Source organism: Microbispora sp. NBRC 16548, assembly GCF_030268985.1.
GTDB classification, from domain to species: Bacteria; Actinomycetota; Actinomycetes; order Streptosporangiales; family Streptosporangiaceae; genus Microbispora; species Microbispora catharanthi.
This window is the reverse complement of the sequence record NZ_BSSF01000010.1, coordinates 131,374-156,741: the sequence shown is the minus strand read 5'-3', so window position 1 is coordinate 156,741 and position 25,368 is coordinate 131,374. Positions and strand designations below refer to the sequence as shown.

The 25,368-nt window shown below is 70.7% G+C and carries 24 protein-coding genes; 12 read left to right on the top strand and 12 right to left on the bottom strand.

Annotation, left to right across the window (positions count from 1 at the left end; genetic code table 11):
* Positions 1 to 20: 20 nt before the first annotated feature.
* From QSK36_RS26975 to QSK36_RS26945, 7 genes are all read right to left on the bottom strand, one after another.
* Complete coding sequence (locus QSK36_RS26975; protein WP_183542531.1) at positions 21 to 773, bottom strand: succinate dehydrogenase/fumarate reductase iron-sulfur subunit; 753 nt, start codon at positions 771 to 773, stop codon at positions 21 to 23.
* Positions 773 to 2,659, bottom strand: coding sequence for a fumarate reductase/succinate dehydrogenase flavoprotein subunit (locus QSK36_RS26970; protein WP_285784305.1), 1,887 nt, complete (start codon positions 2,657 to 2,659; stop codon positions 773 to 775). Before QSK36_RS26970 ends, QSK36_RS26975 begins: the two co-directional genes overlap by 1 nt.
* A gap of 9 nt (positions 2,660 to 2,668) precedes the next feature.
* Positions 2,669 to 3,454 carry a succinate dehydrogenase subunit SdhC gene (gene sdhC / locus QSK36_RS26965; protein WP_139577392.1) on the bottom strand — a complete coding sequence of 262 codons (786 nt, stop codon included), beginning with the start codon at positions 3,452 to 3,454 and terminating at the stop codon, positions 2,669 to 2,671.
* Between the two features lie 147 nt (positions 3,455 to 3,601).
* Positions 3,602 to 4,039: a response regulator gene (locus tag QSK36_RS26960; RefSeq protein ID WP_139577393.1), complete on the bottom strand. Its 438-nt coding sequence runs from the start codon at positions 4,037 to 4,039 to the stop codon at positions 3,602 to 3,604.
* Positions 4,032 to 5,675, bottom strand: coding sequence for a sensor histidine kinase (locus QSK36_RS26955; protein ID WP_285784304.1), 1,644 nt, complete (start codon positions 5,673 to 5,675; stop codon positions 4,032 to 4,034). The genes QSK36_RS26960 and QSK36_RS26955 overlap by 8 nt, the downstream gene beginning before the upstream one ends.
* Positions 5,672 to 6,847, bottom strand: coding sequence for a PP2C family protein-serine/threonine phosphatase (locus QSK36_RS26950; protein WP_183542525.1), 1,176 nt, complete (start codon positions 6,845 to 6,847; stop codon positions 5,672 to 5,674). Before QSK36_RS26950 ends, QSK36_RS26955 begins: the two co-directional genes overlap by 4 nt.
* An 84-nt stretch (positions 6,848 to 6,931) precedes the next feature.
* On the bottom strand, positions 6,932 to 7,858 hold the full coding sequence (locus QSK36_RS26945) for a LysR family transcriptional regulator (RefSeq protein WP_182899956.1): 927 nt from the start codon (positions 7,856 to 7,858) through the stop codon (positions 6,932 to 6,934).
* A gap of 197 nt (positions 7,859 to 8,055) precedes the next feature.
* Between QSK36_RS26945 and QSK36_RS26940 the strand changes: the two genes are divergently transcribed.
* The 5 genes from QSK36_RS26940 to QSK36_RS26920 all read left to right on the top strand — a co-directional run bounded on the left by QSK36_RS26940 (position 8,056) and on the right by QSK36_RS26920 (position 12,702).
* Positions 8,056 to 8,874, top strand: coding sequence for a succinate dehydrogenase cytochrome b subunit (locus QSK36_RS26940; protein ID WP_352240975.1), 819 nt, complete (start codon positions 8,056 to 8,058; stop codon positions 8,872 to 8,874).
* Between the two features lie 86 nt (positions 8,875 to 8,960).
* Entirely contained in the window at positions 8,961 to 10,892 is a 1,932-nt protein-coding gene (locus tag QSK36_RS26935; RefSeq protein WP_285784411.1) for a fumarate reductase/succinate dehydrogenase flavoprotein subunit, read from the top strand.
* Positions 10,889 to 11,629, top strand: a complete 741-nt coding sequence (locus QSK36_RS26930) for a succinate dehydrogenase/fumarate reductase iron-sulfur subunit (protein ID WP_139579333.1) — start codon at positions 10,889 to 10,891, stop codon at positions 11,627 to 11,629. The genes QSK36_RS26935 and QSK36_RS26930 overlap by 4 nt, the downstream gene beginning before the upstream one ends.
* Positions 11,630 to 11,780: 151 nt before the next feature.
* Positions 11,781 to 12,233 (top strand): STAS domain-containing protein, encoded by a 453-nt coding sequence (locus QSK36_RS26925; RefSeq protein ID WP_183542523.1) that lies wholly within the window; start codon positions 11,781 to 11,783, stop codon positions 12,231 to 12,233.
* A 118-nt stretch (positions 12,234 to 12,351) separates the two neighbouring features.
* A complete protein-coding gene (locus tag QSK36_RS26920) occupies positions 12,352 to 12,702 on the top strand; it encodes an STAS domain-containing protein (protein ID WP_285784303.1) in 351 nt (116 codons plus the stop codon).
* 36 nt (positions 12,703 to 12,738) lie between these two features.
* Here QSK36_RS26920 and QSK36_RS26915 read toward each other — a convergent pair whose 3' ends face one another.
* Both QSK36_RS26915 and QSK36_RS26910 read right to left on the bottom strand, forming a co-directional pair.
* Complete coding sequence (locus QSK36_RS26915) at positions 12,739 to 13,296, bottom strand: Clp protease N-terminal domain-containing protein (RefSeq protein WP_183542518.1); 558 nt, start codon at positions 13,294 to 13,296, stop codon at positions 12,739 to 12,741.
* On the bottom strand, positions 13,297 to 13,530 hold the full coding sequence (locus QSK36_RS26910; RefSeq protein ID WP_079316659.1) for an RNA polymerase subunit sigma-70: 234 nt from the start codon (positions 13,528 to 13,530) through the stop codon (positions 13,297 to 13,299).
* 100 nt (positions 13,531 to 13,630) lie between these two features.
* Between QSK36_RS26910 and QSK36_RS26905 the strand changes: the two genes are divergently transcribed.
* Together QSK36_RS26905 and QSK36_RS26900 are read left to right on the top strand one after the other, a co-directional pair.
* Positions 13,631 to 15,361: an ABC transporter transmembrane domain-containing protein gene (locus QSK36_RS26905; protein ID WP_285784302.1), complete on the top strand. Its 1,731-nt coding sequence runs from the start codon at positions 13,631 to 13,633 to the stop codon at positions 15,359 to 15,361.
* 2 nt (positions 15,362 to 15,363) lie between these two features.
* Positions 15,364 to 17,124 (top strand): ABC transporter ATP-binding protein, encoded by a 1,761-nt coding sequence (locus QSK36_RS26900; protein WP_285784301.1) that lies wholly within the window; start codon positions 15,364 to 15,366, stop codon positions 17,122 to 17,124.
* A 1-nt stretch (position 17,125) separates the two neighbouring features.
* Here QSK36_RS26900 and QSK36_RS26895 read toward each other — a convergent pair whose 3' ends face one another.
* Positions 17,126 to 19,201, bottom strand: a complete 2,076-nt coding sequence (locus QSK36_RS26895; protein ID WP_285784300.1) for a DPP IV N-terminal domain-containing protein — start codon at positions 19,199 to 19,201, stop codon at positions 17,126 to 17,128.
* A 42-nt stretch (positions 19,202 to 19,243) separates the two neighbouring features.
* Here QSK36_RS26895 and mshB point away from each other — a divergent pair, with 42 nt between their 5' ends.
* The 4 genes from mshB to QSK36_RS26875 all read left to right on the top strand — a co-directional run bounded on the left by mshB (position 19,244) and on the right by QSK36_RS26875 (position 22,187).
* Positions 19,244 to 20,149 carry an N-acetyl-1-D-myo-inositol-2-amino-2-deoxy-alpha-D-glucopyranoside deacetylase gene (gene mshB, locus QSK36_RS26890; protein WP_285784299.1) on the top strand — a complete coding sequence of 302 codons (906 nt, stop codon included), beginning with the start codon at positions 19,244 to 19,246 and terminating at the stop codon, positions 20,147 to 20,149.
* A 9-nt stretch (positions 20,150 to 20,158) separates the two neighbouring features.
* Positions 20,159 to 20,590, top strand: a complete 432-nt coding sequence (locus QSK36_RS26885) for a DUF6113 family protein (RefSeq protein ID WP_183542509.1) — start codon at positions 20,159 to 20,161, stop codon at positions 20,588 to 20,590.
* 47 nt (positions 20,591 to 20,637) lie between these two features.
* Positions 20,638 to 21,075, top strand: coding sequence for a hypothetical protein (locus QSK36_RS26880; protein ID WP_285784298.1), 438 nt, complete (start codon positions 20,638 to 20,640; stop codon positions 21,073 to 21,075).
* Positions 21,076 to 21,338: 263 nt separating this feature from the next.
* On the top strand, positions 21,339 to 22,187 hold the full coding sequence (locus tag QSK36_RS26875; RefSeq protein ID WP_225898730.1) for an MBL fold metallo-hydrolase: 849 nt from the start codon (positions 21,339 to 21,341) through the stop codon (positions 22,185 to 22,187).
* Here QSK36_RS26875 and QSK36_RS26870 read toward each other — a convergent pair.
* A complete protein-coding gene (locus tag QSK36_RS26870; RefSeq protein WP_285784297.1) occupies positions 22,122 to 22,418 on the bottom strand; it encodes a hypothetical protein in 297 nt (98 codons plus the stop codon). The two genes, QSK36_RS26875 and QSK36_RS26870, sit on opposite strands and share 66 nt — an antisense overlap.
* A 156-nt stretch (positions 22,419 to 22,574) precedes the next feature.
* On the opposite strand from QSK36_RS26870, the gene rraA reads away from it, so the two are divergent.
* Entirely contained in the window at positions 22,575 to 23,057 is a 483-nt protein-coding gene (gene rraA, locus QSK36_RS26865; protein ID WP_285784296.1) for a ribonuclease E activity regulator RraA, read from the top strand.
* Positions 23,058 to 23,092: 35 nt separating this feature from the next.
* Here the strand turns inward: rraA and QSK36_RS26860 are convergent, their stop codons facing one another.
* Positions 23,093 to 24,907 carry a DUF222 domain-containing protein gene (locus QSK36_RS26860; RefSeq protein ID WP_285784295.1) on the bottom strand — a complete coding sequence of 605 codons (1,815 nt, stop codon included), beginning with the start codon at positions 24,905 to 24,907 and terminating at the stop codon, positions 23,093 to 23,095.
* Positions 24,908 to 25,368 lie beyond the last annotated feature (461 nt).

Genomic DNA, 25,368 nt, shown 5'->3' with positions numbered 1-25,368 from the left:
TCGGCGCCTCTGGCAGGGGCTCAGCGCTGGCGCTTGAAAATCTTCGAGCCCAGCCAGACCAGCGGGTCGTACTTCCGGTCGACCACGCGCTCCTTCATCGGGATGATCGCGTTGTCGGTGATCTTGATGTGCTCCGGGCAGACCTCGGTGCAACACTTGGTGATGTTGCAGTAGCCCAGGCCGTGCTCCTCCTGCGCCGGCTCCTTGCGCTCCGCCACGTCGTACGGATGCATGTCGAGCTCGGCGATCCGGATGAAGAAGCGCGGCCCGGCGAAGGCCGGCTTGTTCTCCTCATGGTCGCGGATCACGTGGCAGACGTTCTGGCACATGAAGCACTCGATGCACTTGCGGAACTCCTGCGAGCGCTCGACGTCGACCTGCTGCATGCGGTACTCGCCCGGCTTCACGTCGGCGGGCGGCGTGAACGAGGGGATCTCGCGGGCCTTCTGGTAGTTGAACGACACGTCCGTCACCAGGTCCTTGATGACCGGGAACGTCCGCAGCGGCGTGACCGTGATGGTCTCGCTCTCCTCGAAGGTGGACATCCGGGTCATGCAGCCCAGCCGGGGCTTGCCGTTGATCTCCATCGAGCACGAGCCGCACTTGCCGGCCTTGCAGTTCCAGCGAACCGCGAGGTCGGGGGCCTGCGTGGCCTGGAGCCTGTGGATGACGTCGAGGACGACCTCGCCCTCGTTCACCTCGACGGTGAAGTCCTCCAGGCGGCCCTCGCCGCCCTCGCCGCGCCAGATGCGGAACTTCGCCTTGTATCCCATCACGACTCCTTGACCGCGGCGTCGTATTCCGCCAGCTCTTCCTCGGTGAGGTACTTCTCCAGCTCGGAGCGCTCGAACAGACCGATGAGGTCGCCCCGCATGGACGGCTGGACCCTCTCCTCGACCGTGATGGACGTGCCGTCCGGCTTCGCGGAGCAGACCAGCAGCTTGCGCCGCCACTCGGCCGACATGCCGGGGAAGTCGTCGCGGGTGTGGCCGCCGCGGCTCTCCTCCCGCAGCAGCGCGGCCTTCGCCACGCACTCGCTGACCAGCAGCATGTTGCGCAGGTCGAGCGCGAGGTGCCAGCCGGGGTTGTAGATCCGGCTGCCCGAGGAGGCGGCGTTCTTGGCCCGCTCCTTGAGCTTCTCGACGACCTGGAGGGCCTCGCTGATCTCCTCCGACTTGCGGATGATGCCGACCAGGTCGTTCATGGTGCGCTGCAGCTCGTGGTGGACCTCGTACGGGTTCTCCCCGCCGCTCCGCTCCAGCGGGGCCAGGGCCTCGGCCTTGGCCTCCTCGACGCCGGTCACGGTCGGCCGCTTGGCCAGCCCGTCCACGTACTCCGCGGCTCCCGCGCCGGCCCGGCGGCCGAACACCAGCAGGTCGGACAGCGAGTTGCCGCCGAGGCGGTTGGAGCCGTGCATGCCGCCGGAGACCTCGCCGGCCGCGAACAGACCGGGGACCGACGCCGCGCCGGTGTCGGCGTCCACCTCGACGCCGCCCATGATGTAGTGGCAGGTCGGGCCGACCTGCATGGGCTCCTTGGTGATGTCGACGTCCGCCAGCTCCTTGAACTGGTGGTGCATCGACGGCAGCCGCTTGGTGATCTCGGCGGCGGGCAGGCGGGTGGACACGTCGAGGAACACGCCGCCCTGCGGTGAGCCGCGCCCGGCCTTCACCTCGGCGTTGATCGCCCTGGCCACCTCGTCACGCGGCAGCAGCTCCGGCGGACGCCGGTTGTTGGCCTGGTCGTCGTACCAGCGGTCCCCCTCCTCCTCGGTCGTGGCGTACTTGTCCTTGAACACGTCCGGGATGTAGTCGAACATGAAGCGGCGGCCCTCGGAGTTGCGCAGGACGCCGCCGTCGCCGCGCACCGACTCGGTCACCAGGATGCCGCGCACCGACGGGGGCCAGACCATGCCCGTCGGGTGGAACTGGATGAACTCCATGTTGATGAGCTTCGCGCCGGCGAGCAGGGCCAGCGCGTGACCGTCACCGGTGTACTCCCAGGAGTTCGACGTGACGACGTAGGACTTGCCGATGCCGCCGGTGGCCAGCACCACGGCGGGGGCGTCGAAGACGATGAAGTCGCCCGTCTCACGCCAGTAGCCGAAGGCCCCGGAGATGGCGTCCCCGTCCTTCAGCAGCCGGGTGATCGTGCACTCGGCGAAGACCTTGATGTACGCCTCAGGGTCGCCGTGCAGCTTCTCGTCCTCCTGCTGCAGGGCGACGACGCGCTGCTGGAGAGTGCGGATCAGCTCCAGACCGGTGCGGTCGCCGACGTGGGCGAGGCGCGGGTACTCGTGGCCGCCGAAGTTGCGCTGGCTGATCTTGCCGTCCTTGGTGCGGTCGAACAGCGCGCCCCAGGCCTCCAGCTCCCAGACGCGGTCCGGGGCCTCCTTGGCGTGCAGCTCCGCCATGCGCCAGTTGTTGAGGAACTTGCCTCCGCGCATGGTGTCGCGGAAGTGCACCATCCAGTTGTCGCTCGGGTTGACGTTGCCCATCGCCGCGGCGGCGCCGCCCTCGGCCATGACCGTGTGGGCCTTGCCGAACAACGACTTGCAGACGATCGCCGTCCGCTTGCCCTGCTGCCGCGCCTCGATCGCCGCGCGGAGCCCCGCTCCACCGGCCCCGATGACGACGACGTCGTATTCGTGACGCTCCACTTGAAATCCTTAAGCGAACGGGAAGTTGATGACGCCCTTGGCGACGAGCCGGACGTACAGGTCGGCGATCATGACCGAGAACAGCGAGGCCCAGGCGAACTGCTGGTGCCTGGCGTTGAGCTTCGAGACCAGGGTCCACGCCTTGTAGCGCAGCGGGTGCCTGGAGAAGTGGTTCAGGCGCCCGGCGGTGATGTGACGGCACGAGTGGCAGCCGAACGTGTAGCAGAGAATCAGGGCCGCGTTCGCGAGCAGAATCCAGCTGCCCAGCCCGGCGGGCTTGTGCACCAGCGCGAGCACCGCGTCGTACGTCAGGATCAGGCCGATGACGATGGCGAGGTAGAAGAAGTAGCGGTGGATGTTCTGCAGGATCAGCGGCAGACGCGTCTCACCGGTGTACTTCCCGTGCGGCTCCGCCACGGCGCACGCCGGCGGCGACAACCAGAACGACCGGTAGTAGGCCTTGCGGTAGTAGTAGCAGGTGAGCCGGAAACCGCCCGGCAGGCCGAGGATCAGTATCCCGGGCGGCAACGTGTACCAGTCGCCGAACGGGGCGAGCCCGAACAACCGGGCCCCCTCGGGACAGGACGTCGCCAGACACGGCGACGAGAAGGGCGCGATGTACGGGTCGACGAAGTAGCTCTTGTCGAAGATCGCCCAAAATCCATAAATCAAGAACAACAGGAGTCCGGCGAACGTGAACGCCGGAGCCAGCCACCATCGATCGGTTCGAAGCGTGCGCACCCTGATCTGTGCGCGTTGTTTCCTTGCCGCGCTCTCGGCCGTTGTCTGGGTCATCGGAGACCTTCCACCCTCACTGACTCCGCGCACGCCGGAGTGACCGCGCCGTACTGCTCAGGCCGTGCGCGTTATTGGTGGGGCACACATTACGACGAGCACATCACGAAGTGTGAGGAGGGTCACTCCTCCCCGCTGTGATCTCGGTCACTTCCCCGGCAGCTTGACCACGGTCACGAAGAATTCGTCGATCTGCCGTACTACCCGGGTGAACTGGTCGAAATCCACGGGTTTGGTGATGTACGCGTTGGCGTGCAGGTTGTATCCCCGCAGGATATCCTGCTCGGCCTCCGATGTGGTGAGGATCACAACGGGAATGCTCCGCAGTGAGGGGTCCTTCTTGACCTCCTCCAGCACCTCGAACCCGTTCACGCGCGGCAGGTTGAGGTCGAGCAGCACCAGGTCGGGCCGGGGCGCCGAGTCGTACTGCCCCTCGGCGCGCAGGAAGGCCAGCGCCTGCTCGCCGTCGTTGACCACGTGGAGGTTGTTGCCGACCTTGTTGTAGGAGAACGCCTCCTGGCAGAGCAGGACGTCGCCCGGGTCGTCCTCGACCAGGAGGACCTCGATCGGGCGGTACTCATTCATCGGGGTCTCCCAGGGCCGGCAGGGTCCAGCGGAACGTGGCTCCGGCGTCCTCGTTCGTGTCGAGCCAGATCCGGCCGCCATGATATTCGACGATTTTGCGGCACAGGGCCAGTCCGATGCCCGTCCCGGGATAGACGTCCCTCGGGTGCAGCCGCTGGAAGATCAGGAAGATGCGGTCGGCGTACTTCGGCTCGACGCCGATCCCGTTGTCCGAGCAGCTGAACTCCCACATGTCGCCGTCCCGCCGTACGCCCATGTGGACGCGGGGAGGCTCCTCGGAGCGGAACTTGAGCGCGTTGCTGACGAGGTTCTGGAAGAGCTGGGTCAGCAGCGTGCGGTTGCCGACGACCTTGGGCATGTCGTCGTGGGTGACGGTCGCGCCGGTCTCCGACAGCCGGGCGTCGAGGTTGCGCAGGGCGCCGGCCAGCGCGTCGCCCGTGTCCATCTCCTCCGGTTCGCCGCCGACCCGGCCCACCCGCGAGAAGTCGAGCAGGTCGTTGATGAGCAGCTGCATGCGGCGCGCGCCGTCGACCGCGAAGCCGATGTACTGCCGGGCGCGGTCGTCGAGCCGGTCGGCGTAGCGCTGCTCCAGCATCTGGGTGAAGCTCGCCACCTTGCGCAGCGGCTCCTGCAGGTCGTGGCTGGCCACGTAGGCGAACTGCTCCAGCTCGCGGTTGGAGCGCTTGAGCTCCTCGGCCTGCTCGGCGAGCTGCTGGCGGGCCTCGACGGACGACTGCCACTCGGTCATGATCCGGTGGCGCATGCCGTCGATGTGGCCCGACAGCTCCCACAGCTCGGCCGGCCGCTCGACCCCGAGCTCGTGGTCGAAGTCGCCCGCGGCCACGGCCCGGACCTGCCGGGTCAGCCGCGCGATCGGGCCCACGACCGCGCGGCGCACGATCAGCGCGCAGAACACGATCGCCAGCACCATCGCGCCGGCCAGCGCCGCGACCGCCCCATAGATGGTGTTCCAGCCGGAGTAGAGCCGATCTCTGGCGACGTCGTGCAGCCGCCCCAGCAGTGCCTGTTGCGTGTCGAGCGCGCTCCTGACCGCCGAGAATCGCTGGAGGTTGCTCTTGGCCAGGTCGGTCAGCGGGCCCGGACCGCTCTTGAGGGTCCGCGCGACCACGGGCTCGGCGTAGTCGCGCCGCCACGCGGTCGTGGCGTCGGTGATCTCGCGGATCTGGCGGCGGACGCCGTACCCCTGGGGCAACCGGGGGACGAGCCTGGCGATCTCGTCGGTCGCCGAGCGCTCCTCGGCGACCCCCTGGCGGTAGGAGTCGAGGTACTGCTGCTCGCCGGTGAGCCCGTACCCGCGGATCGCGCCCTCCTGCGCCTGCACCGCCCGGGCGACGCGCAGCGTCTGCAGGGCGGCGGGGTCGACCGCGTCGACGAGGGTCTGCCGGGCCTCGTGCGTCGTGGAGAGCGCGAGCAGGATCGCGCTGAGCGCGATCACGAAGATGAGCAGGACGCCCGTTCCGGCGAGCACGAACCACCGGCTGACCGGCAGGCGCGCGCCCCGCGCGGACGGCGTCAGCGGGGGCAGCGGGGCCGGTGCCGTCGCATGCGCCTCCACCTGCGCCTCCACCTGCGCCTCCACCTGCGCTTCCACGGTGGGGGGCTCCGGCGCGCTCACGCCCCGCTCTCCCGTACGTCCTGCTTCTCATGGCCGCGGGCGACGAGGACGGCCGCGACGTCGTCGTGCATGGCGCCGTCGAGACTGGCGATGATGCGGTCGAGGTCGATCCCGGCCTGGGCGCGGATCAGGTTCGCGAGCCCCTCGGTGCCGAGCAGGTCGCGGTTCTCGCCGACCGTGGCCTCGATCAGCCCGTCGGTGTAGAGCAGCAGCGACCACCGATCGCCCAGGGTGACGTCGATGGGCGTCCACACGATGTCCGGGAAGATTCCGAGCGGCGGGCCTGACGGCGTCTCGGTGACCACGCCGAGCACGCCGTCGCGCAGCAGCAGCGGCGGCGGGTGACCGATCACGTGCAGGCGGGCGGTGGTCAGGTCGGGGGCGATGGTCGCGGTGCACATCGTGGTGAAGATCTCCGGCGACTTGCGCTCGTGCCGCAGCAGCGTGTCGAGCGTGCGCAGCACGTCGTTGCCGCTCTGCCCGGCCAGCACCAGCGTGCGCCAGGCGATGCGCAGCGCCGTGCCGAGGGCGGCCTCGTCGGGCCCGTGCCCGCACACGTCTCCGATCAGCACGTGCACCGCCCCGTCGGGCGTCTGCACGGTGTCCCAGAAGTCGCCGGCCAGCAGCCCGCCCGTACGTCCGGGAAGGTAGCGGGCCTGGTGGTGGAGGAGCATGGGGTCGAGCAGGGGGACGGGCAGCAGGCCGCGTTCGAGCCGGGAGTTCTCCTTGCTGACGATGCGTTCCTGCAGGAGTTCGCGCATGGCGAGGTCGGCGCGCTTGCGCTCGATGGCGTAGCGGATGGCGCGGATCAGCAGCCGGGCGTCGACGTCCTGCTTGACCAGGAAGTCCTGCGCTCCGGCGGCGACCGCCTCGATGCCGACGTGCGCGTCGCCCAGCCCGGTCAGGACGAGCACCGCCGTGTCCGGGGCCATGGCGAGGACCTGCTGCAGCGCCTCGAGCCCGGATGCGTCGGGAAGGGAGAGATCGACGAGCACGCACTGCACGTCGTCCGTGAGCCGCGCGCGTCCCTCGGCGAGGGTCCGCGCCCAGGTGATCTTCGGCGGCCTCTCGGCGCCCGCCAGCAACTCCTCGACGAGAAACGCGTCACCGGCGTCGTCCTCGATCAGCAGGAGGGTGAGCGGATCGGGCAGATCAGGGGAGACCGGGGTCACGAACGCCTCTCGTCAGCGTCGGCATCATCGTCGTGCAGCATCGTGTTGCACAAACCTATCGTCTGGGAACCGCTCGGTTAGGGGTCACACGTCTACGAGCGCCTCTATTCCCTGAGGAAGGGTCCCATCACGCGCGGCCTCGCCGAGGAACGACAGCAGCGTCCCACGGAAGGCCTGCGCCGCCCGGGTCGGCTCCACGTCCTTGCGGTGGGCGAGGGCGACCGTACGGCGCAGGCCGGGCAGCAACGGCGTGCCCGTCAGCCTCGGCCGGTTCTCCAGCACCATCGAGGGCACCACCGCGATGCCCAGCCCCGCCTCGACGAACCGCAGCACCGCGTCCATCTCTCCGCCCTCCACCGCGAAGCGCGGCTCGAACCCCGCCTGCCGGCAGGCCGCCAGCGTCGCCTCGCGCACGTCGTAGCCCCTGCGGAACATGACCATGGGCCGTCCGCGCAGGTCCTCGATCCGCATGTACGACCTGCGCCCCGGGGCCGACGCGGAGGCCACGACGAGGTTCTCGCTCAGGATCTCCCGGGTCACCAGGGACGGGTCGCTGCTCTGCAGCGGCAGGATGATCAGCGCCAGGTCGAGCTGACCCCGGGCGAGGTCGCGGACGAGGTCGCGGGACCCGCCCTCCTCGACCTTCAGCTCCACGCCGGGGTAGTCGCGGTGGAAGCGGGCCAGCGCGTCGGCCAGCAGCCCGGCGCACAGCGAGGGGGTCGCGCCGAGGCGCACCCGCCCCCGCCGCAGCCCGGCAAGCTCGGCGACCTCGCGCCGGGCGGTCTCCGCGTCGGCGAGCATGCGGCGCGCGAGCGGGAGCAGCGCCTCACCCGCCGCGGTGAGCGTGACGTTGCCCCGGGCCCGGCTGAACAGGGGCGCCCCCAGCTCGGTCTCGAGACTCTTGATCTGCTTGCTCAGCGACGGCTGGGCGACCCGCATCCGCTCCGCGGCCTGGGTGAAGTGCCGCGTCTCGGCCACGGCCATGAAGTAGGCCAGTTGCTGGAGCTGCACATTCAATAGCCTAGGGCTATCGCCGAAGCCGGCTCGATGCGCCCCCGTGGTGTGGACGCGATGTGAAATTCGTCGCACACCCTCGGGACCTTCGACTCTTGGAAACCGTGCGGGACACAGTGCATAGCCGGGGGCTATCGAAACCAGATCTGTCATGACTTGGACGTCTGAACAGCACGAACCTAGCGTGTGGATTCGTGACTGCCACTGTTGACCACTCTGTGGACTCCGCTTCCGTGGACCCTGCTTCTGCGGATAGGGGCTCGGCGACCGCTCCGGTTCCCACGCATGACGCACCTCGTAAGCCCGCCGGGCCCGCGCCGCGTACGCCCTCCCGTCGCGGCCTGCTCGGCACCTCGGCCGGCAGGAAGGCCGTCATGGCCGTCACGGGCGCGGTTCTCGTGCTCTTCCTGATCGGCCACATGCTGGGCAACCTCAAGATCTTCTTGGGCGCCGACTCCTTCAACCACTATGCCGACTGGTTGCGCACCGTGGGCTCGCCCGCGCTGCCGAACCGGACCCTGTTGACGATCACCGAGATCGTGCTCGTGGTCTGCGTCGTGCTGCACATGTGGGCGGCGGTGTCGCTCGCCCGCCGGGCGGCCAAGGCGCGGCCCGTGAAGTACGCGGCCAAGCGGAAGTCGCAGGCCAACGGGTATGCCACGCACACCATGCGGTATGGCGGCGTGATCATCGTGCTGTTCGTGATCTGGCACCTGCTGGACATGACCTTCGGCACCGTGAACCCCAAGGGCGGCGACGCCACGCCGTACGACCGGATGATCGCCGGCTTCCAGCCCGACCGCTGGTGGGTGGCGCTGTTCTACCTCGTCGCCATGGTGATGGTCGGCCTGCACCTGCGCCACGGCCTGTGGAGCGCGTTCCAGTCGCTCGGCCTGACCCGCCGCCCCCGCGTCCGCAGCACGCTGCAGACGATCGCCGTCGCGGTCTCCGCGGTGCTGGTGCTCGGGTTCGTCGCCGCGCCCGTCTGCATTCTGATCGGAGTGGTCAAGTGAAGTTCCGCCGCCGCGCCCAGCAAGAGAACCAGCAAGAGAACCAGCAGGGGAACGCCCAGCAGAAGAGCCGGGGCGCAGAACCGGCCATCGTCGGGCATTACCGGGTGGGTGAGCCCATCCAGGACACCAAGGCACCGGCGGGCCCGGTCGAGGACCGCTGGGACAAGCGCCGTTTCCAGGCCAAGCTGGTCAACCCGGTCAACAAGCGCAAGCTGACCGTCATCGTCGTCGGCACCGGCCTGGCCGGCGGCTCCGCCGCGGCCACACTCGGCGAGCTGGGATACAAGGTCAAGTCGTTCTGCTACCAGGACTCGCCCCGGCGGGCCCACTCCATCGCCGCGCAGGGCGGCATCAACGCCGCCAAGAACTATCGCGGCGACGGCGACAGCGTCTACCGGCTGTTCTACGACACGGTGAAGGGCGGCGACTACCGCGCCCGCGAGTCGAACGTCTACCGCCTCGCCCAGGTCAGCGTGAACATCATCGACCAGGCCGTGGCGCAGGGCGTGCCGTTCGCCCGCGAGTACGGCGGCCTGCTCGATACCCGGTCGTTCGGCGGCACCCAGGTGTCGCGCACCTTCTACGCCCGCGGCCAGACGGGCCAGCAGCTCCTGCTCGGCGCCTACCAGGCCCTGGAGCGGCAGGTCGCGGCGGGGAACGTGGAGGTCCACACCCGCCACGAGATGCTGGAGCTCATCGTCAGCGGCGGCCGGGCCCGGGGCGTCGTGGTCCGCGACATGGTCACCGGCGAGATCGAGACCCACCTCGCCGACGCGGTCGTGCTCGCCAGCGGCGGCTACGGCAACGTGTTCTACCTGTCCACCAACGCCAAGGGCTGCAACACCACGGCGATCTGGCGGGCGCACAAGAAGGGCGCCTACTTCGGCAACCCCTGCTACACGCAGATCCACCCGACCTGCATCCCGCAGAGCGGCGACCACCAGTCGAAGCTGACGCTGATGTCGGAGTCGCTGCGCAACGACGGCCGGGTGTGGGTGCCGAAGCTCAAGGGCGACGACCGGGCTCCCGGCGACATCCCCGAGGACGAGCGCGACTACTACCTGGAGCGCATCTACCCGGCGTTCGGCAACCTCGTGCCGCGTGACATCGCCAGCCGCGCCGCCAAGAACGTCTGCGACGAGGGCCGCGGCGTCGGTCCCGGCGGGCTCGGCGTCTACCTCGACTTCGCCGACGCCATCAGGCGGATGGGCCGGGAGGCCGTCGAGAAGAAGTACGGCAACCTCTTCGAGATGTACGAGCGCATCACCGGCGAGAACCCGTACGAGGTGCCGATGCGCATCTACCCGGCCGTCCACTACACGATGGGCGGGCTGTGGGTGGACTACGACCTGCAGTCGACCATCCCCGGGCTGTTCGTGGTCGGCGAGGCCAACTTCTCCGACCACGGCGCGAACCGCCTGGGCGCCTCCGCCCTCATGCAGGGCCTCGCGGACGGCTACTTCGTGCTGCCCACGACGATCGGCGACTACCTCGCCGGGGCCGGCGCGTTCGGACCGGTCGAGGAGGGCGACGTCGCGGAGGCCAGGAAGGCCGTCCAGGACAAGATCGACAAGCTCCTGTCTGTGAACGGCAACCGCACCGCCGACTCCTACCACCGGGAGCTCGGCCGGATCATGTGGGACTACTGCGGCATGGAGCGCACCGAGGAGTCGCTGCGCAAGGCGCTGGAGCGCATCCCCGAGCTGCGCGAGGAGTTCTGGAACAACGTCAAGGTGCCGGGCGACGCCGAGGGGCTCAACCAGGCGCTCGAACGCGCCGGCCGGGTGGCCGACTTCTTCGAGCTCGCCGAGCTGATGTGCGTCGACGCCCTGCACCGTACGGAGTCGTGCGGCGGTCACTTCCGGGCCGAGTCGCAGGACGCGGACGGTGAGGCGCTGCGCGACGACGAGAACTTCGCCTACGTCGCCGCGTGGGAGTGGACTCCGGAGGGTCCGGTCCTGCACAAGGAAGAGCTGAACTACGAGTACGTCAAGATGACCCAGCGGAGCTACAAGTGAACCTGACCCTCAAGATCTGGCGGCAGAACGGCTCGTCGGACAAGGGACGGATGGTGACCTACCGGGTCGAAGACGTCTCTCCGGACATGTCGTTCCTGGAAATGCTCGACGTCCTCAACGAGCGGCTGATCCTCGAGGGCGACGACCCGGTCGCCTTCGACCACGACTGCCGCGAGGGCATCTGCGGCATGTGCGGCATGGTCATCAACGGCGTCGCGCACGGCGAGCAGAAGCTCACCACGACCTGCCAGCTGCACATGCGGCACTTCAAGGACGGCGACGTCATCACGATCGAGCCGTGGCGGGCCGCGGCGTTCCCGGTGGTCAAGGACCTCGTCGTGGACAGGTCGGCGTTCGACCGGATCATCCAGGCGGGCGGCTTCATCTCCGTTCCCGCCGGGTCCGCCCCGGAGGCGCACTCCGTCCCGGTGCCGAAGGCCGACGCCGACGCCGCCTTCGACGCCGCGACCTGCATCGGCTGCGGCGCCTGTGTCGCGGCCTGCCCGAACGGCTCGGCCTCGCTGTTCACCGCGGCGAAGATCACGCACCTGAGCCTGCTGCCGCAGGGTCAGCCGGAGCGCGAGTCGCGTGCCAGGGCGATGGTCGAGCAGATGGACGCCGAGGGCTTCGGCGGCTGCACCAACACCGGCGAGTGCACGGCGGTGTGCCCCAAGGGCATCCCGTTCGACACGATCGCTCAGATGAACGCCGACTACCTCAAGGCCGCCTCCAAGTAACACCCGAGTGAACGCACGGCCGGCGCACGGATCCACGCCGCGCGCCGGCCCTGTCGTCGCTGCCGGAACATAATCACCTCTCCTCCCGGGTAACGTGTGATTTGTGTTGGCGTAACGCGCCTGCCGTGTCCCCGCAGGCGAGGGAGTGAGCATGCCCGTGACCGGTCCACGTTCCACCTTGAAGGTCGCGTCCGCAGTCCATGGCGCGGCCGTCGTCGTGCGTGTGGAAGGCGATCTCGACGCCGGCACCGTCCACCTGCTTCACGACGAGTTGCACCGGGTCTGGGAGTCGTCGGGGACGTCCGTCCTCGTGATCGACGTCGCCGAGCTGGAGTTCTGCGACTCTCGCGGGCTGAGCGAGCTGATCTCCGCGTTGCAGCGCGGCCAGGCCCTGAACGTCCGGTTGATCCTGAGCGGCGTGCAGGGCGTGCTGCGCCGGGTGCTGACGATCACCGGCCTGCGCAACGTGTTCGAACAGCACCCGACGGTCGCTGAGGCGCTCAGCCACGCGGCGGACGCCGGCCCGCGCCACCCCCGGTCCGGCGGCGAGCCCGACTCTGACTCCGATCCCGGCGGGTTGTACGAGATCGCCGGCGACCGCTGATCACTACCGGCCTCCGCCGTCCCGTCCTCCTTGCCTCCCTCTGCCTGCCGGGGTAAGTAGAGGTGTAACTTCTCTGTAGATCTTTGACCAGGAAGATCTTTCGGGACGAGGACAGGCGATGACGACGAGACTTGGCGTCACGGTGAGCCATGAGGCGACGCACACTCTCGTCACCCTGACCGGCGAGCTGGACGTGATCTCCGGCGAGCGGCTGCGCACCGTGTTCGGCAAGTTGTCGGAGGAGGGCGGTACCCGGCTGGTCGTGGACACCTCCGAGATGACCTTCTGCGACTCCATGGGCCTGCGGCTTCTTCTGGAGGCGCACGACCGCGCAGTGGAGGCGGGCGGGTTCATGAAGCTCGCCGGCGTTCGGGGCGTCTTCCGGAGGATCCTCACGGTGACCGGGCTGCACGCGGCGTTCCCCATCTACGAGACCCCCGCGGACGCCCTGGCGACCCTGGACGACTGACACGGACGACTGACACGGACGACTGACACCGGCTCGTCAGAGGACGCTCCTGACCTCCGCTCGGAGCTCGGACAGGTCGACCCCGGCGTCGGTCAGGATGCGGACACCCAGGCCCTCGCCCTCCCGGATGACGCCGAGGAGGATGTGCCCGTCGCGGATGTCCCTGCTCTTGAGCGCGATGGCCTCGCGCAGCGCGAGTTCGAGGGTCTTCTTGGCCCTGGGGCCGAACGGGGCCCGGCGCCCGCTGAGGAGCACCCCCCGGCGGCCGCGGCGCGGCTCCCGGTCGAGGGCCCCGACGCCGAAGGCCTCCTCGACCCTCTCCCGGACGGCCGACAGGTCGATGCCGATCGTCTCCAGGGCCTCGGCGTCGATGTCCCCGCCGGTGGCGTCGCCGAGGATCCGGACGACATCGGCCCGCACCCGCTCATGGGTGACCCCGCGGGCGGTGAGGAGCCGGGCGGACAGCGTCTCCGGGCGGCTCAGCAAGCCGAGCAGGATGTGCTCGGTGCCCACCTGCCCGTGCCGGAGCTCCCTGGCCTGCTCGTTGGCGTGTATGACGACCTGCCGGGCGTCGTCGGTGAACCTTTCCAGCATCTACTTCTCCCGTCTCAGCAGTCCTCGCCCGCCCGCGTACTTCTTGTGCACCGCCTGCCGGGACACCCCGAGCAGGAGCGCGATGTCCTGCCACGACCACCCCGCGGTGCGTGCGTTCTCCACCTGCAGCGCTTCGAGCCGTTCCACCAGGAGCCGCAGGGCCCGTACGGCCCGCAGACCGACGGCCGGATCGCGGCTGCCGGCGTCGCTCGCCAGCTGTGCCGTATCGCTCATATCGTCAACATAGGTTGACAACCTCCGCATGTCAACCCTGGTTGACGCAAGGTAAAACGGTTTGCCCCTCGACCTGCGTTTTTGCGAGTCTGGAACGACCATGCGCTCTCTTCCTGTGGCCGATCCCGGCAGTCCCGACGCCCGCGGGCCGCTGCGCTACCTGTGGTGGGTGGCCCGCGGCCAGGCCGCCCCGATGCTGGCCGGAGCCGGCCTGGCGGTGCTGTGGTGGCTGGGGCAGGCGCTCGTGCCGGCGGCCCTGGGCAAGGCGATCGACGCGATGACCGCGCGGGACGCGGGCACGCTGCTCAAGTGGTCGGCGGTGGTGCTCGGCCTCGGCGTGGTCCAGGCGGTCGCCGGTGTCACCCGCCACCGCTTCGCCGTCTTCGCCTGGCTGTCGGCGGCCTACCGCACCGTGCAGGTGACCGTACGGCAGGCGGCCAGGCTCGGGGCGACGCTGCCGAAACGCCTGTCGACGGGCGAGGTCGTCAGCGTGGGCAACTCGGACATCGCGCACATCGGCAACGCCATGGACATCCTCCTGCGCGGCACCGGCGCGGCCGTCGCCATCGTCGCGGTGACCGTGATCCTCCTCGCCACCTCGGTTCCGCTGGGCCTGGTCGTGCTGGTCGGAGTGCCGCTGATGGCGGCCGCGGTGGGTCCTCTGCTCAAGCCGCTGCACCGGCGCCAGCACGAGCAGCGCGACCTGCAGGGCGACCTGGCCACCCGGGCCGCCGACATCGTGGCCGGCCTGCGGGTGCTGCGCGGCGTCGGCGGCGAACAGGTCTTCGCCGCGCGCTACCGCGAGGAATCGCAGCGCGTACGGCAGGCGGGCGTGCGGGTGGCCTCGGTGGAGTCCCTGCTGGAGGGCGCCCAGATCCTGTTGCCCGGCGTGCTGATCGCGTGCGTGACCTGGCTCGGCGCGCGCTTCGCGCTCGACGGCCGCATCACGCCCGGTCAGCTCGTCGCGTTCTACGGCTACGCGGTCTTCCTGATCGCGCCTCTGCGTACCCTGACCGAGGCCGCCGACAAGGTGACCAAGGGGCACGTGGCGGCGCGCCGCGTCTGCCGCATCCTGTCGCTGGAGCCCGAGATCACCGGCGGCGACGGCCGCTTCTCCGCGGGACCGGACACGCTGCCGGACACGCTGCCGGGCATGCTCCGCGACGGCGAGTCGGGCGTCGAGGTCCGGCCCGGCCGGCTCACGGCGCTCGCGGCGGCCGCGCCGGAGGACGCCATCGCCATCGCCGACCGCCTGGGCAGGTTCGCCCCCGGCGACGTCACGGTCGGCGGCAGGCCGCTGGCGGAGCTGCCGCTCGCCGAGGCCAGGCGGCACATCCTGGTGGCCGACAACGGCGCGCGGCTGTTCACCGGACGGCTGCGCGACGAGCTCGACGTGCGGGGAACGGCCACCGACGAGGACGTCCGCCAGGCGCTGTACGCCTCGTGCGCCGAGGACATCGTGGCGGCGCTGCCCGAGGGCCTGGACGCGCACGTGGCCGAGTCGGGCCGCGAGTTCTCCGGCGGTCAGCAGCAGCGGCTGCGGCTGGCCCGGGCGCTGCTCGCCCACGCGGAGATCCTGATCCTGGTCGAGCCCACCAGCGCCGTCGACGCGCACACGGAGGCGCGCGTCGCCGAACGTCTGGGCAAGGCGCGGGCGGGCCGCGCGACGCTGGTCTGCACGACCAGCCCGCTCGTGCTCGACCGGGCCGACCACGTGCTGTACGTCGAGGGCGGCGTCGTGCGGGCCGAGGGCAGCCACCGGGCGCTGCTGGAGACCGAGCCCGCCTACCGGGCCACCGTCACACGCGAGTTGACGCGAGGGGAAGACTGAGCATGGCCCGCGAGATCCTGCCGGTCGCCGACAGGGCGCAGGTGCGCGCCTACGCGCGGCGGCTGACGCTGAAGTATCCCCGCGAGCTGGGCCTCGCGCTGGCCCTGCACGCGCTGGCGGCGGTCGCCGGGCTTGTCGCGCCCCGCATGCTCGGCGACCTGGTGGGGGGCCTGGCCAAGGGCCGGACCGACCTGCGCGTGGACGCCGTCGCCCTGGCCATCGCCGCCTTCGTGGCCGCGCAGGCCGTGCTGATCAGGTTCGCGGTGTACGCGTCGTCGCGGCTGGGCGAGAAGGTGCTGGCCGAGCTGAGGGAGGACTTCGTCGGCCGGGTGCTCGCGCTGCCGCTCTCCACGGTCGAGCGGGCCGGTTCCGGCGACCTCATCACCCGTACGTCCAGAGACGTGGACGCGCTGTCCCGGAGCGTGCGGCACGCCGTGCCCGAGACGCTGATCGCGGTCGTGACCGGCGCCTTCGTCGTCGGCGCGGTGATCCTCGTCGGGCCGGTGATGGCGGTGCCGTCGCTGGTCGCCGTGCCGCTGCTGTGGGGCGCCACCCGGTGGTATCTCAACCGCGCCAGGGACGGCTACCTGCGGGAGAACGCGGCGTACGCCGACATGACCGAGGGCCTGGCCGAGACCGTCGAGGGGGCCCGCACGATCGAGGCGCTGGGGCTGGAGGGCCGCCGCCGGGACCGTACGGACCGGGACATCGCCCGGTCGTTCGCCGCCGAGCGGTACACCCTGGGCCTGCGCATGGTGTGGTTCCCGGCCGTCGAGTTCGGCTACGTGGTCCCGGTCATGGCGACCCTGCTCATCGGCGGGCTGCTCTCCATCGAGGGCTGGGTGACGGTGGCCCAGGTGACGACCGCCACGCTCTACGTGCAGCAGCTCATCGACCCGCTCGACCGGCTGCTTTCGTGGGTGGACGAGCTCCAGGTCGGCGGGGCCTCGATGGCCCGGCTGCTGGGCGTGGCCAACGTGCCCGACGACCGGGTCGCGGGCGACGCCCGGCCGGTGGGGGAGGAGCTCAAGGCCAGCGGCGTACGGTACGCCTACCGCGAGGGCCACGACGTGCTGCACGGCATCGACCTCGACGTACGCCCGGGGGAGCGCCTGGCCATGGTCGGGCCCTCAGGGGCGGGCAAGTCGACGCTGGGCCGCCTCATCGCCGGGGTGCATGCGCCGGGGAGCGGGTCGGTCACGGTCGGCGGGGTGCCGCTGGTCGAGCTGCCGCTCGACGAGCTGCGCGGGCACGTCGCCCTGGTCACCCAGGAGCACCACGTGTTCCGAGGGACGCTGCGCGACAACCTCCTGATCGCCAGGCCCGACGCCTCGGACGCCGAGGTGCGCCGCGCGCTGGAGGCCGTGGACGCCTGGGAGTGGGTGGCGGCTCTGAGTCATGAATCTGCCGAGGAGTTGAACACCGCGGTCGGGTCCGGCGGCGCGGCGATCTCCCCGGCCCAGGCGCAGCAGCTCGCGCTCGCCCGGCTGGTGCTGGCCGATCCGCACACGCTCGTCCTGGACGAGGCGACCTCGCTGATCGACCCGCGGGCCGCCCGCCACCTGGAGCGGTCGCTCGCGGCCGTGCTTGAGGGCCGTACGGTGATCGCCATCGCGCACCGGCTGTACACGGCGCACGACGCCGACCGGGTGGCCGTGGTGGAGGACGGCCGGATCAGCGAGCTGGGCTCCCACGACGACCTGGTGGCGGCGGGCGGTGCCTACGCCGCGCTGTGGGACAGCTGGCACGGCACCGCCCGCTGACTCAGCTCACGTTGAGCGACTTCCTGAGGAAGTCGAGCTGCAGGAGCAGCAGGTTCTCCGCGACGACCTCCTGCGGCGTCATGTGGGTGACGCCCGACAGCGGGAGCACGGTGTGCGGGCGGCCGGCCGCGAGCAGGGCCGACGACAGCCGCAGCGTGTGCGCGGCGACCACGTTGTCGTCGGCCAGGCCGTGGATCAGCAGGAGCGGGCGCTCCAGCTTCTCCGCGTCTCCCTTCTCCGCGTCTCCCTTTTCCGCGTCGGCGAGGAGCGACGAGCGCTCGTAGTGCCCCTCGTCGGGGTGGCCGAGGTAGCGCTCGGTGTAGCAGGTGTCGTACAGGCGCCAGTCGGTGACCGGCGCCCCGGCGACGGCGGCGTGGAACACGTCGGGGCGGCGCAGCACGGCGAGCGCGGCGAGGTAGCCGCCGAACGACCAGCCCCGGATCGCCACCCGGGAGAGGTCGAGGTCGCCCGGGTGCAGGGCCGCCACGCCCTGGAGGGCGTCCACCTGGTCCTGCAGCGAGATCGTGAAGTCGTGCAGCATCTCGCGTTCGAAGGCCGGGCCGCGCCCCGGCGTGCCGCGCCCGTCGGCCACGACCACCGCGAAGCCCTGCTCGGCCCACCACTGGGACTCCAGGAACATCCGCCGGGCCGACAGCACGCGCTGGGCGTGCGGCCCGCCGTACGGGTCCATCAGGACGGGCAGCGGGCCCGAGCCGGGCACGTGCCACGAGGGCAGCAGGACCGCCGTGGACAGCTCCCGCGAGCCCGCCCGGACGAGCGACACGCGCGGCTCCAGCCCGGGGCGCTCGGCGAGGGACCTGATCGATACTGCCCCGACTGAAACTGTCGTTCCCTCGGTGTCGAGGCTCTGCCGGGCGACGAGCGTCACGCCGCCCGCCCGGCGGCCGGAGTGGACGCCCGGTTCGGTCGTGACGGCGCTGATGGTGCCCGCCGCGTAGGTCCACAGATGGATCTCGGTGGGCTCGCCGCTCGCCTGGAAGAGCACGGTGTCGCCGTCGACGTCGAGCACCGCGCGCACCTGCAGGGACGGCGGCGTGACCGGCTCGTCGCCGACCACGAGGCGGTGGCCGCCGTCGGCGTCGGCCACCCATACGAGCGTCCCGTCGGACAGCCGGGCCGGGACGCCGGTGACGATGTCCACCCAGGCCGGGTCGGTGTCCTCGCGCAGGAGCGTCGTCTCGCCGGTGTCCGGGTCGGCGGACAGCAGGCGCATCGTCCGCTGGTCCCGTGAGAGCGTGACGATCGCGAGGCCGTGTGCGTCCCAGGCCGCCGTCACCAGGTACTCCTGCTCGAACGGCACCGCCGTACGCGCGCCGTCCAGGCCGATGACGTGCAGCGTGACCTCGGCGTTGGCCGTGCCGGCGGCGGGATAGCGCTGCGGGACGGGCTGACGATCGGGGTTGGCCGGGTCGGCGATGTGCCACAGGGACACCGGAGACTCGTCCACCCGGGAGACGAGCAGGCGGTCGCCGGAGGGCGACCACCAGTAGCCGCGCATCCGCTCCATCTCCTCGGCCGCGATGAACTCCGCGAGGCCGTAGGTGACCAGCTCGCTCTCCGGCTCGGCGATCGGGGTGTCCGCGCCGGTGGCGATCTCCAGCACGTGCAGGGCGCCGCCCGTGACGTACGCGACCCGCGCGCCGGTGGGGTCGAGCCGGGGGTCGATGACCGGCCCGGCCGCCGGGAGCCGCCGCACCTCGCCCGAGGCGAGACCGGCCAGGTAGAGGTCGCCCGACAGCGCGAAGACGGCCTGCCGGACCTCCCGGTCCGTGGCGTACGCCACCACGCCGCCCGCCGACTCCCGCGACCGCTCGCGGCGGGCGCGCTCCTCCGGCGGCAGGTCCTCGTCGGCGGCGCCCAGAGCGAGGGGGTCGACGACGAGCCGCTCGGCTCCGGACGCGACGTCCAGCTCCCACAGGCAGGTCACCGGGTCGGTGCCCGATCTCGTCCTGAGGAAGGTCACCCGACCGCCGTCAGGGGAGATCGTGAAGTTGCGCGGCACCCCGAGGGTGAACCGCCGGGTCCTGGCATGCAACCGTGGGAAGCTCTCCGTCATAGCTCCTCATACTGCCAGCACGAGGGCACTACCCTCGGAGGCATGACTGACCGTCGCTTGCTGCTCGTGCACGCCCACCCCGACGACGAGTCCATCGGCACCGGCGCGACCATGGCCAAGTACGCCGCCGAGGGGGCGCACGTGACGCTCGTGACCTGCACTCTGGGGGAGGAAGGCGAGGTCATTCCCCCGGAGCTCGCCCACCACGCCGCCGACAGGGACGACACGCTCGGCCAGTACCGCATCGGCGAGCTGGCCGCCGCCTGCAAGGCGCTCGGCGTCACCGATCACCGCTTCCTCGGGGAGGCCGGCCGCTGGCGCGACTCGGGCATGATGGGCGCGGCGACCAACGACCGCCCCGGCTGCTTCTGGCGGGCCGGCCTCGACGAGGCCGCGGGCGAGCTGGTCAAGGTGATCCGCGAGGTCAGGCCCCAGGTCCTCGTCACCTACGACGAGAACGGCTTCTACGGCCATCCCGACCACATCCAGGCGCACCGCGTCTCCTGGCGGGCCTTCGAACTGGCCGCCGATCCCGCGTTTCCCGGCGGGGAGCCGTGGCGGATCGCCAAGTTCTACCTCACCGCCATGCCCAAGTCGGTGCTGCGGCGGACCATCGAGACCATGCGCGAGGCCGGCGTCGACTTCTGGGTGCCTGAGTCGATCGACGACATGCCGGGATGCGCCGACGAGGACGTGACGACGGAGATCGACGCCCGGCCCTACGTGGAGGCCAAGCTCGACGCGATGCGGGCGCACGCGACGCAGATCGCCGTGGACGCGCCGTGGTTCGCGCTGTCGAACAACGTCGGCCAGCAGGCCCTCGGGGTCGAGCACTTCATCCTGCGTGCCGGGGTCCCCGGCAAGCCCGCCATCGGCGCCCCGCCCGAGGTGGGCGGCCTGGGCGAGCCCTACGACCGTGAGACCGACCTGTTCGCCGGCATCGGCTAAATTGGCGGCATGACCCAGGAGACGCAGGTCGCCGTCGGGACCGAGGACGCTCCCGGCCCGCTGGCCGGGGCCGTGACCGGTGCGGCGTACGGCGTGCTCTTCCTGCTGGGTGTGGTGCTCGGCGTCGTCGGGGGCTTCCAGCACGCGTGGTACGCCGGGCAGGTGCCGGTCGCCGCGATCGCCTGGCTGGTCGCCCTGTTCGCCGTGCCGTACGTCATGGGCTGGATGATGGGCAGCAAACTGGGCGCGCTCGTTCCCGCCGCCGGCTGGCTCCTCGTATCGTTCCTGCTGGCCACGCCGCAGCGGGCCGGCGACCTCGCCATCGCGGGCAACTCCGCCGGCTACTGGTACCTGTACGGCGGCGCCGTCGCCGTCGCGGCCGCCGTGGTCGTCACCCGGTCCGCCGGTTCGTGGCTGCTGAGGTCGTACGGCCGGGTCTGAGCTTGCCCGTGCTTGTCTAGGCTCAGCCGCTCGCCGATCCTGGGGACATGCGGCGGTCGCACCGGGTCCGGCAGGTCATCAACTACGTCAACCTCTCCACGCCCCTCGGGCTGCTGATCGCGCGGATCGGCGGAGCCCGCACCCGCAGGGGGGAGCGGGGCCTCGTCTACGCGCACGGCTACCGCATCCCGTTTCCCGTCGCCGGGGCGTTCACCGTGGGCAACGTGATCCTGACCAAGCACGGGGAGGGCTATCTCACCGGCTGCCTGCTCGACCACGAGTCCCGCCACGCCTCCCAGTACGCGTTCTGCGTCGGCCTGCCCATGCTCGTGCTGTACGTGCTCGCCTCGGCCGCCTCGTACGCCGTCTGCGGCCATCCGGCCTCGTGGAACCTTTTCGAACGGATGGCCGGCCTGGACGACGGTGGCTATCCCCGGGTGCATCCGTGGTGGAGGAGAAGGTGGAGGAGGTCGCGTTCCACCTGAAGGCGGAGGAAACATGAAGGGAATCGACCGGTCGTAGGAGGAATAATTTCGGCTCTGCGGGGATCATGGAGAGCGGAAGGGAGTTCCCCATGTCGCAGACGATTCAACCGGAAAGCCCTGAGGCGCCAGAAATCCCCGTTTCTCCCGTTCCGAAAGCGCCGAGTGCGCCGATTGTTCGGCCTGCCGGACCCCGCCGGTGGCCGTCCAGCTTCGCCGACAGGCTGACCGCCCCTCTTCCGGACTTCCGCGAGGTCACCAGTGTCATGTGGCACGGGCAGCTGCGGCCCGACATCGGTGACAGCGACCAGATTCCCGTCCACCGTGTCGGCCTGCCCCGCGCCGCCGCGACCGAGACCATGGTGACCTGGGTCGGCCACGCGACGTTCGTTCTCCAGATCGGCGGACTGACCGTGCTGACCGATCCGGTGTGGTCCCGCAAGATCCCTGGTGTGCGCCAGCGGCTCACCCCTCCCGGCGTCGCCTGGTCCGACCTGCCCGAGGTCGACGCGGTCGTGATCAGCCACAACCACTACGACCACCTGGACGCGCCGACGATCCGCCGCCTGCCGAGGGACACTGCCGTCTTCGTGCCCGCCAAGCTCGGCGGGTGGTTCCGGCGGCGCGGCTTCCGCGACGTGACCGAACTGGACTGGTGGGAGTCGGCTCGCCTCGGCGACGTGACGTTCGACTTCGTCCCGGCTCACCACTGGAGCCGCCGTACGCTCTGGGACACCTGCCGCACCCTCTGGGGCGGATGGGTGCTCACCTCCCCCGAGCGCCGGGTCTACTTCGCCGGCGACACGGCCTACGGGGAGCGGTTCGCCCAGATCGGCGAGCGTTACCCGGGCATCGACCTCGCTCTCATGCCGGTCGGCGCCTACGAGCCGCGCTGGTTCATGAAGGTCTCCCACGTCGACCCCGCCCAGGCCGTGCAGGGCTGCCTCGACGTGGGCGCGCGGCGGATGGCCACCATGCACTGGGGGACGTTCGTGCTGTCGGGCGAGCCGCTGCTGGAGCCCGTGCGCGAGGCCCGCGTCGTATGGGAGTCACGCGGCCTCGACCCCGCCGACCTGTGGGACCTCGCCGTCGGCGAGAGCCGTACGCTGCCCTGACGGGACGGCCGGGATGGCGCTTGCGGGAGGGCGGCTCCGGCACAGGGCCACCGAATGGCGTACGGCGTTGACGAGCCGGGCCCGCTGCTCGGGTGTCGGCTCGAACGCGTCCAGGGGGAACACCGCGTCCTCCACCGTCGGCACCGCCTTCTCAGCCGCCTTTTCTGCCGCCTCCTGGGTTGCCTCCCCGCCGCCAGGCACGGGCGACGCGGTGTGCGCAACATCATGCACGCCTGCATTTTTTCCCGGAGGGCTCTGCTCGGGTAATCAAGGCATTTACGGAATGGAGAACCGTGCATTTCCGGGCGGCGGCAACGGGCCCCGGCCCAGCGGCGCGTCGATGGTGCCGCCGGAAAGCGGCATCGGCGGCCCTGGCACAATGCGGCCATGAGCTTCGCGACCGCTGATCTCTACGACGCCCACGGCGACGCGCTGCGCAGTTGCGTCACCCAGTTCCGCTCGTATGGCTCACACGCGCGATTCTCCGGCCAGATCTCCACGGTCCGCTGCCTGGAGGACAACGCGCTCGTCAAGCAGGTGCTCGCGACGCCGGGCGAGGGCCGGGTGCTGGTGGTCGACGGCGGCGGATCGCTGCGCACGGCGCTGCTCGGCGACATGATCGCGACCTCGGCGGTGGAGAACGGCTGGGCGGGCGTAGTGATCCATGGCGCGGTACGGGACACGGCTGCGCTGGCCGACCTCGACCTCGGCGTCAAGGCGCTCGGCGCCAACCCTAGGAAAAGCGCCAAGACCGGCCTGGGGGAGATCGACGTCCCGGTGACCTTCGGGGACGTGACCTTCGCTCCGGGAGAGTGGCTCTACAGCGACGAGGACGGCATCCTTGTCAGCGACCACCGCCTCGACATCTGAGCTCCCGGCGACTGTCCGTGCCGCCACCCGGCTCGCTAGATACGTAGCCGCTTGATGCGGGTCGGCTGGTAGGTGAAGGCCCAGCGGTCGGTGCCGGCTTTGCGGCGGGTGTAGCGGTCGGGATGCTGGTAGCGGTCGCGGTTGTGGAACTGGCAGGCCGGTCCGAGCAGTTTGAGGTCGGTGAGGCCGCCGTTGCTCCAGTTGTCGGCGTGGTCGATCTGGCACATGGTGGCGGGGAGTGGGCAGCCGTCGATCCAGCAGGTGGCGTAGCGGGCGTAGACGGCCCTGCGTTGGGCGGGGGTGGCCAGGCGGACCTTGCGGCCCATGTCCAGCACCTGCCCGTCGGCGTCCATGACCAGGCGGACCAGGGTGGAGGTGCGGGCAAGGCGGTGCACGCTGGAGACCGGCAGCATCTGCCCGGTCGCCAGCAACACCCCCGGCGCCGCCCCCAGCAACGCCCCCGGCGCCGCCCCCAGCAACGCCCCCGGCGCTGTTCCGAGCAGCGTCCCTGGCGCTGTTCCCGCTGGCCTGCCCGACTCCGATCCCGGCACGCCCGGCCGCGTCCCTGGCGCACGCGAGCACTGTGCCTCGCCGCCGCACCCGCACCCGCCCTTGCCGTGCCTCCGATGCTCGTGGCCGTGGCCTTGGCTCTCAGGCGTGCTCTGCCCATGCCGGCAGTTCCCCGCAGGCCGATGCCCGGCGTGGGCGCGATGCGCAGCGGCGTCCTCGGGAGGAGGATCCGGCCGCGCTGTCTGTGAAGGTGAACCGGCATCTGCCCCGGCGTCACCGCAGTCCCCGCAGTCCCTGCAGTCGCCGCAGTCGGCGGGGTGGGCAGGGTCGGCAGGATGGCACAGGCCCTCATCCTGGGCAGGTGCGGCAGCGCCGGTGCTGCCCACGTCGCAGGGGCCGCCCATCTCGCCGGGGGCACTGGCACTGGCATCTTCGACGTCGCCGGGGTCGTCAGCGCTTCCGGTGGCGCCGGTGTCCTCGCTGTCCCGGCCGTCCTCGTCGGCCTCGGCGCCCTCCGCGTCCTGGGCATCCTCGGCATCCTGGGCGTCGTCAATGTCTTCGGGGTGGTCGGTGCCGGGGCCGGCGGGCTGGGGGTCGGTGCCGGGGTCGGTGGGGAGGGACTCGGCGGTGACCAGGACCAGGAGCTCGGCGGCGATCTTCTCCTCCAGGTGAGCGATGAACGCATCCGCCTGGCGGACCCGCAACGGCCGATCGTCCCCCTCGGCCTTCGGCTTGGCGTAAAGGCTGAGCAAGGTCAGCAGCCGGGCGGCAGGCTCACGGGGGAGGTAGAACTCCCCCTCCACGCCCCCGCCCTTCGCGGGGCGGACCCTCAGGAACCGCCGCCCGTAGTCCGCCTGCTCGTCGCGGTCTTCCCCGTCGGGGTCGAGCACCGCCCGCAGGTAGCGGCCGGCTTTGGCCACCTCCGCCGCCCCTGCCTTGCCCGCCAGCTCCAGCAAAATCGGCTCAGCCAGGTTGGCGTGCTCGTCGTTCAACTGTGCGGTGGCGGTGCAGATCGCCTCCACCACCCCCGCCGCCAAGTCCCCGGCGGCGAACTTCTCCCGCACTCGGGGCAGACGCGCCAACTCCACCGCCAGCGTGAGCAGGCGCCCGGCACCTGCGACGCTCACCCCTCCGGCGGTGCGCAGCCAGCTGCGGGTGGAGGCATGCCCATGCTGCTTGGCCTGCCCCGCACCATGCACCCGTCCCACGCGATCCGCCAACGCGGACGTGATCCGATCCCGCGCAAACAGCAGATCCTCGGCCTCGGCGAGGCAGATGTCCGCATCGTCGGGCAACGCCGCCAACGCCAACGCCTGCGCCGACTCACGCAGAGAACCCACCAACACCCACGACGATCGGCCCCGACCGGCACCTGATCCACAAGGACCGGCTCCCGAGCCATCCGCAGCACCGGCACCGTCCCCAGCGGCATCACTGCCGGCGGCGCCCGAGACCTCCTCGTTTTCGGCTCCACAGCCGCAGGAATGTGAGTCCCTGGACGCCCACAACGGCGAGTCAGCGGTCAACCGGTCCCACCAGTCGCCGGCAGTGTTGTTCGAACGACGAGAGCGGTCAGGATCGATAGCGAACAGATCCACCACGCCCTCCTCGCTGAATTCGAATACTTGTATGAATTCTTTCACGTCATCATGCCTTGCACACCCGATGGGCAGCGAATTGTTGGAGCGACAGGTCGAGCCGTCCGGCCGCGCGCTTGCGGCCCGCGAGGGCCGGCTGTCCGGGGTGCCCCTCTCACAGCCGCGTTCAACGCCCTGCGGGTTACGGGCTCGGGCGCCGGGCG

What these genes read in the sequence shown, in the direction of transcription:
- QSK36_RS26925 (WP_183542523.1), top strand. Translation starts at nt 11,781, where the DNA reads ATGCCCGTGACCGGTCCACGTTCCACCTTGAAGGTCGCGTCCGCAGTC.
- QSK36_RS26895 (WP_285784300.1), bottom strand. Translation starts at nt 19,201, where the DNA reads ATGACGGAGAGCTTCCCACGGTTGCATGCCAGGACCCGGCGGTTCACC.
- sdhC (WP_139577392.1), bottom strand. Translation starts at nt 3,454, where the DNA reads ATGACCCAGACAACGGCCGAGAGCGCGGCAAGGAAACAACGCGCACAG.
- QSK36_RS26915 (WP_183542518.1), bottom strand. Translation starts at nt 13,296, where the DNA reads ATGCTGGAAAGGTTCACCGACGACGCCCGGCAGGTCGTCATACACGCC.
- QSK36_RS26885 (WP_183542509.1), top strand. Translation starts at nt 20,159, where the DNA reads ATGACCCAGGAGACGCAGGTCGCCGTCGGGACCGAGGACGCTCCCGGC.
- QSK36_RS26900 (WP_285784301.1), top strand. Translation starts at nt 15,364, where the DNA reads ATGGCCCGCGAGATCCTGCCGGTCGCCGACAGGGCGCAGGTGCGCGCC.
- QSK36_RS26910 (WP_079316659.1), bottom strand. Translation starts at nt 13,530, where the DNA reads ATGAGCGATACGGCACAGCTGGCGAGCGACGCCGGCAGCCGCGATCCG.
- QSK36_RS26880 (WP_285784298.1), top strand. Translation starts at nt 20,638, where the DNA reads ATGCGGCGGTCGCACCGGGTCCGGCAGGTCATCAACTACGTCAACCTC.
- QSK36_RS26875 (WP_225898730.1), top strand. Translation starts at nt 21,339, where the DNA reads ATGTGGCACGGGCAGCTGCGGCCCGACATCGGTGACAGCGACCAGATT.
- QSK36_RS26920 (WP_285784303.1), top strand. Translation starts at nt 12,352, where the DNA reads ATGACGACGAGACTTGGCGTCACGGTGAGCCATGAGGCGACGCACACT.
- rraA (WP_285784296.1), top strand. Translation starts at nt 22,575, where the DNA reads ATGAGCTTCGCGACCGCTGATCTCTACGACGCCCACGGCGACGCGCTG.
- mshB (WP_285784299.1), top strand. Translation starts at nt 19,244, where the DNA reads ATGACTGACCGTCGCTTGCTGCTCGTGCACGCCCACCCCGACGACGAG.
- QSK36_RS26960 (WP_139577393.1), bottom strand. Translation starts at nt 4,039, where the DNA reads ATGAATGAGTACCGCCCGATCGAGGTCCTCCTGGTCGAGGACGACCCG.
- QSK36_RS26975 (WP_183542531.1), bottom strand. Translation starts at nt 773, where the DNA reads ATGGGATACAAGGCGAAGTTCCGCATCTGGCGCGGCGAGGGCGGCGAG.
- QSK36_RS26905 (WP_285784302.1), top strand. Translation starts at nt 13,631, where the DNA reads ATGCGCTCTCTTCCTGTGGCCGATCCCGGCAGTCCCGACGCCCGCGGG.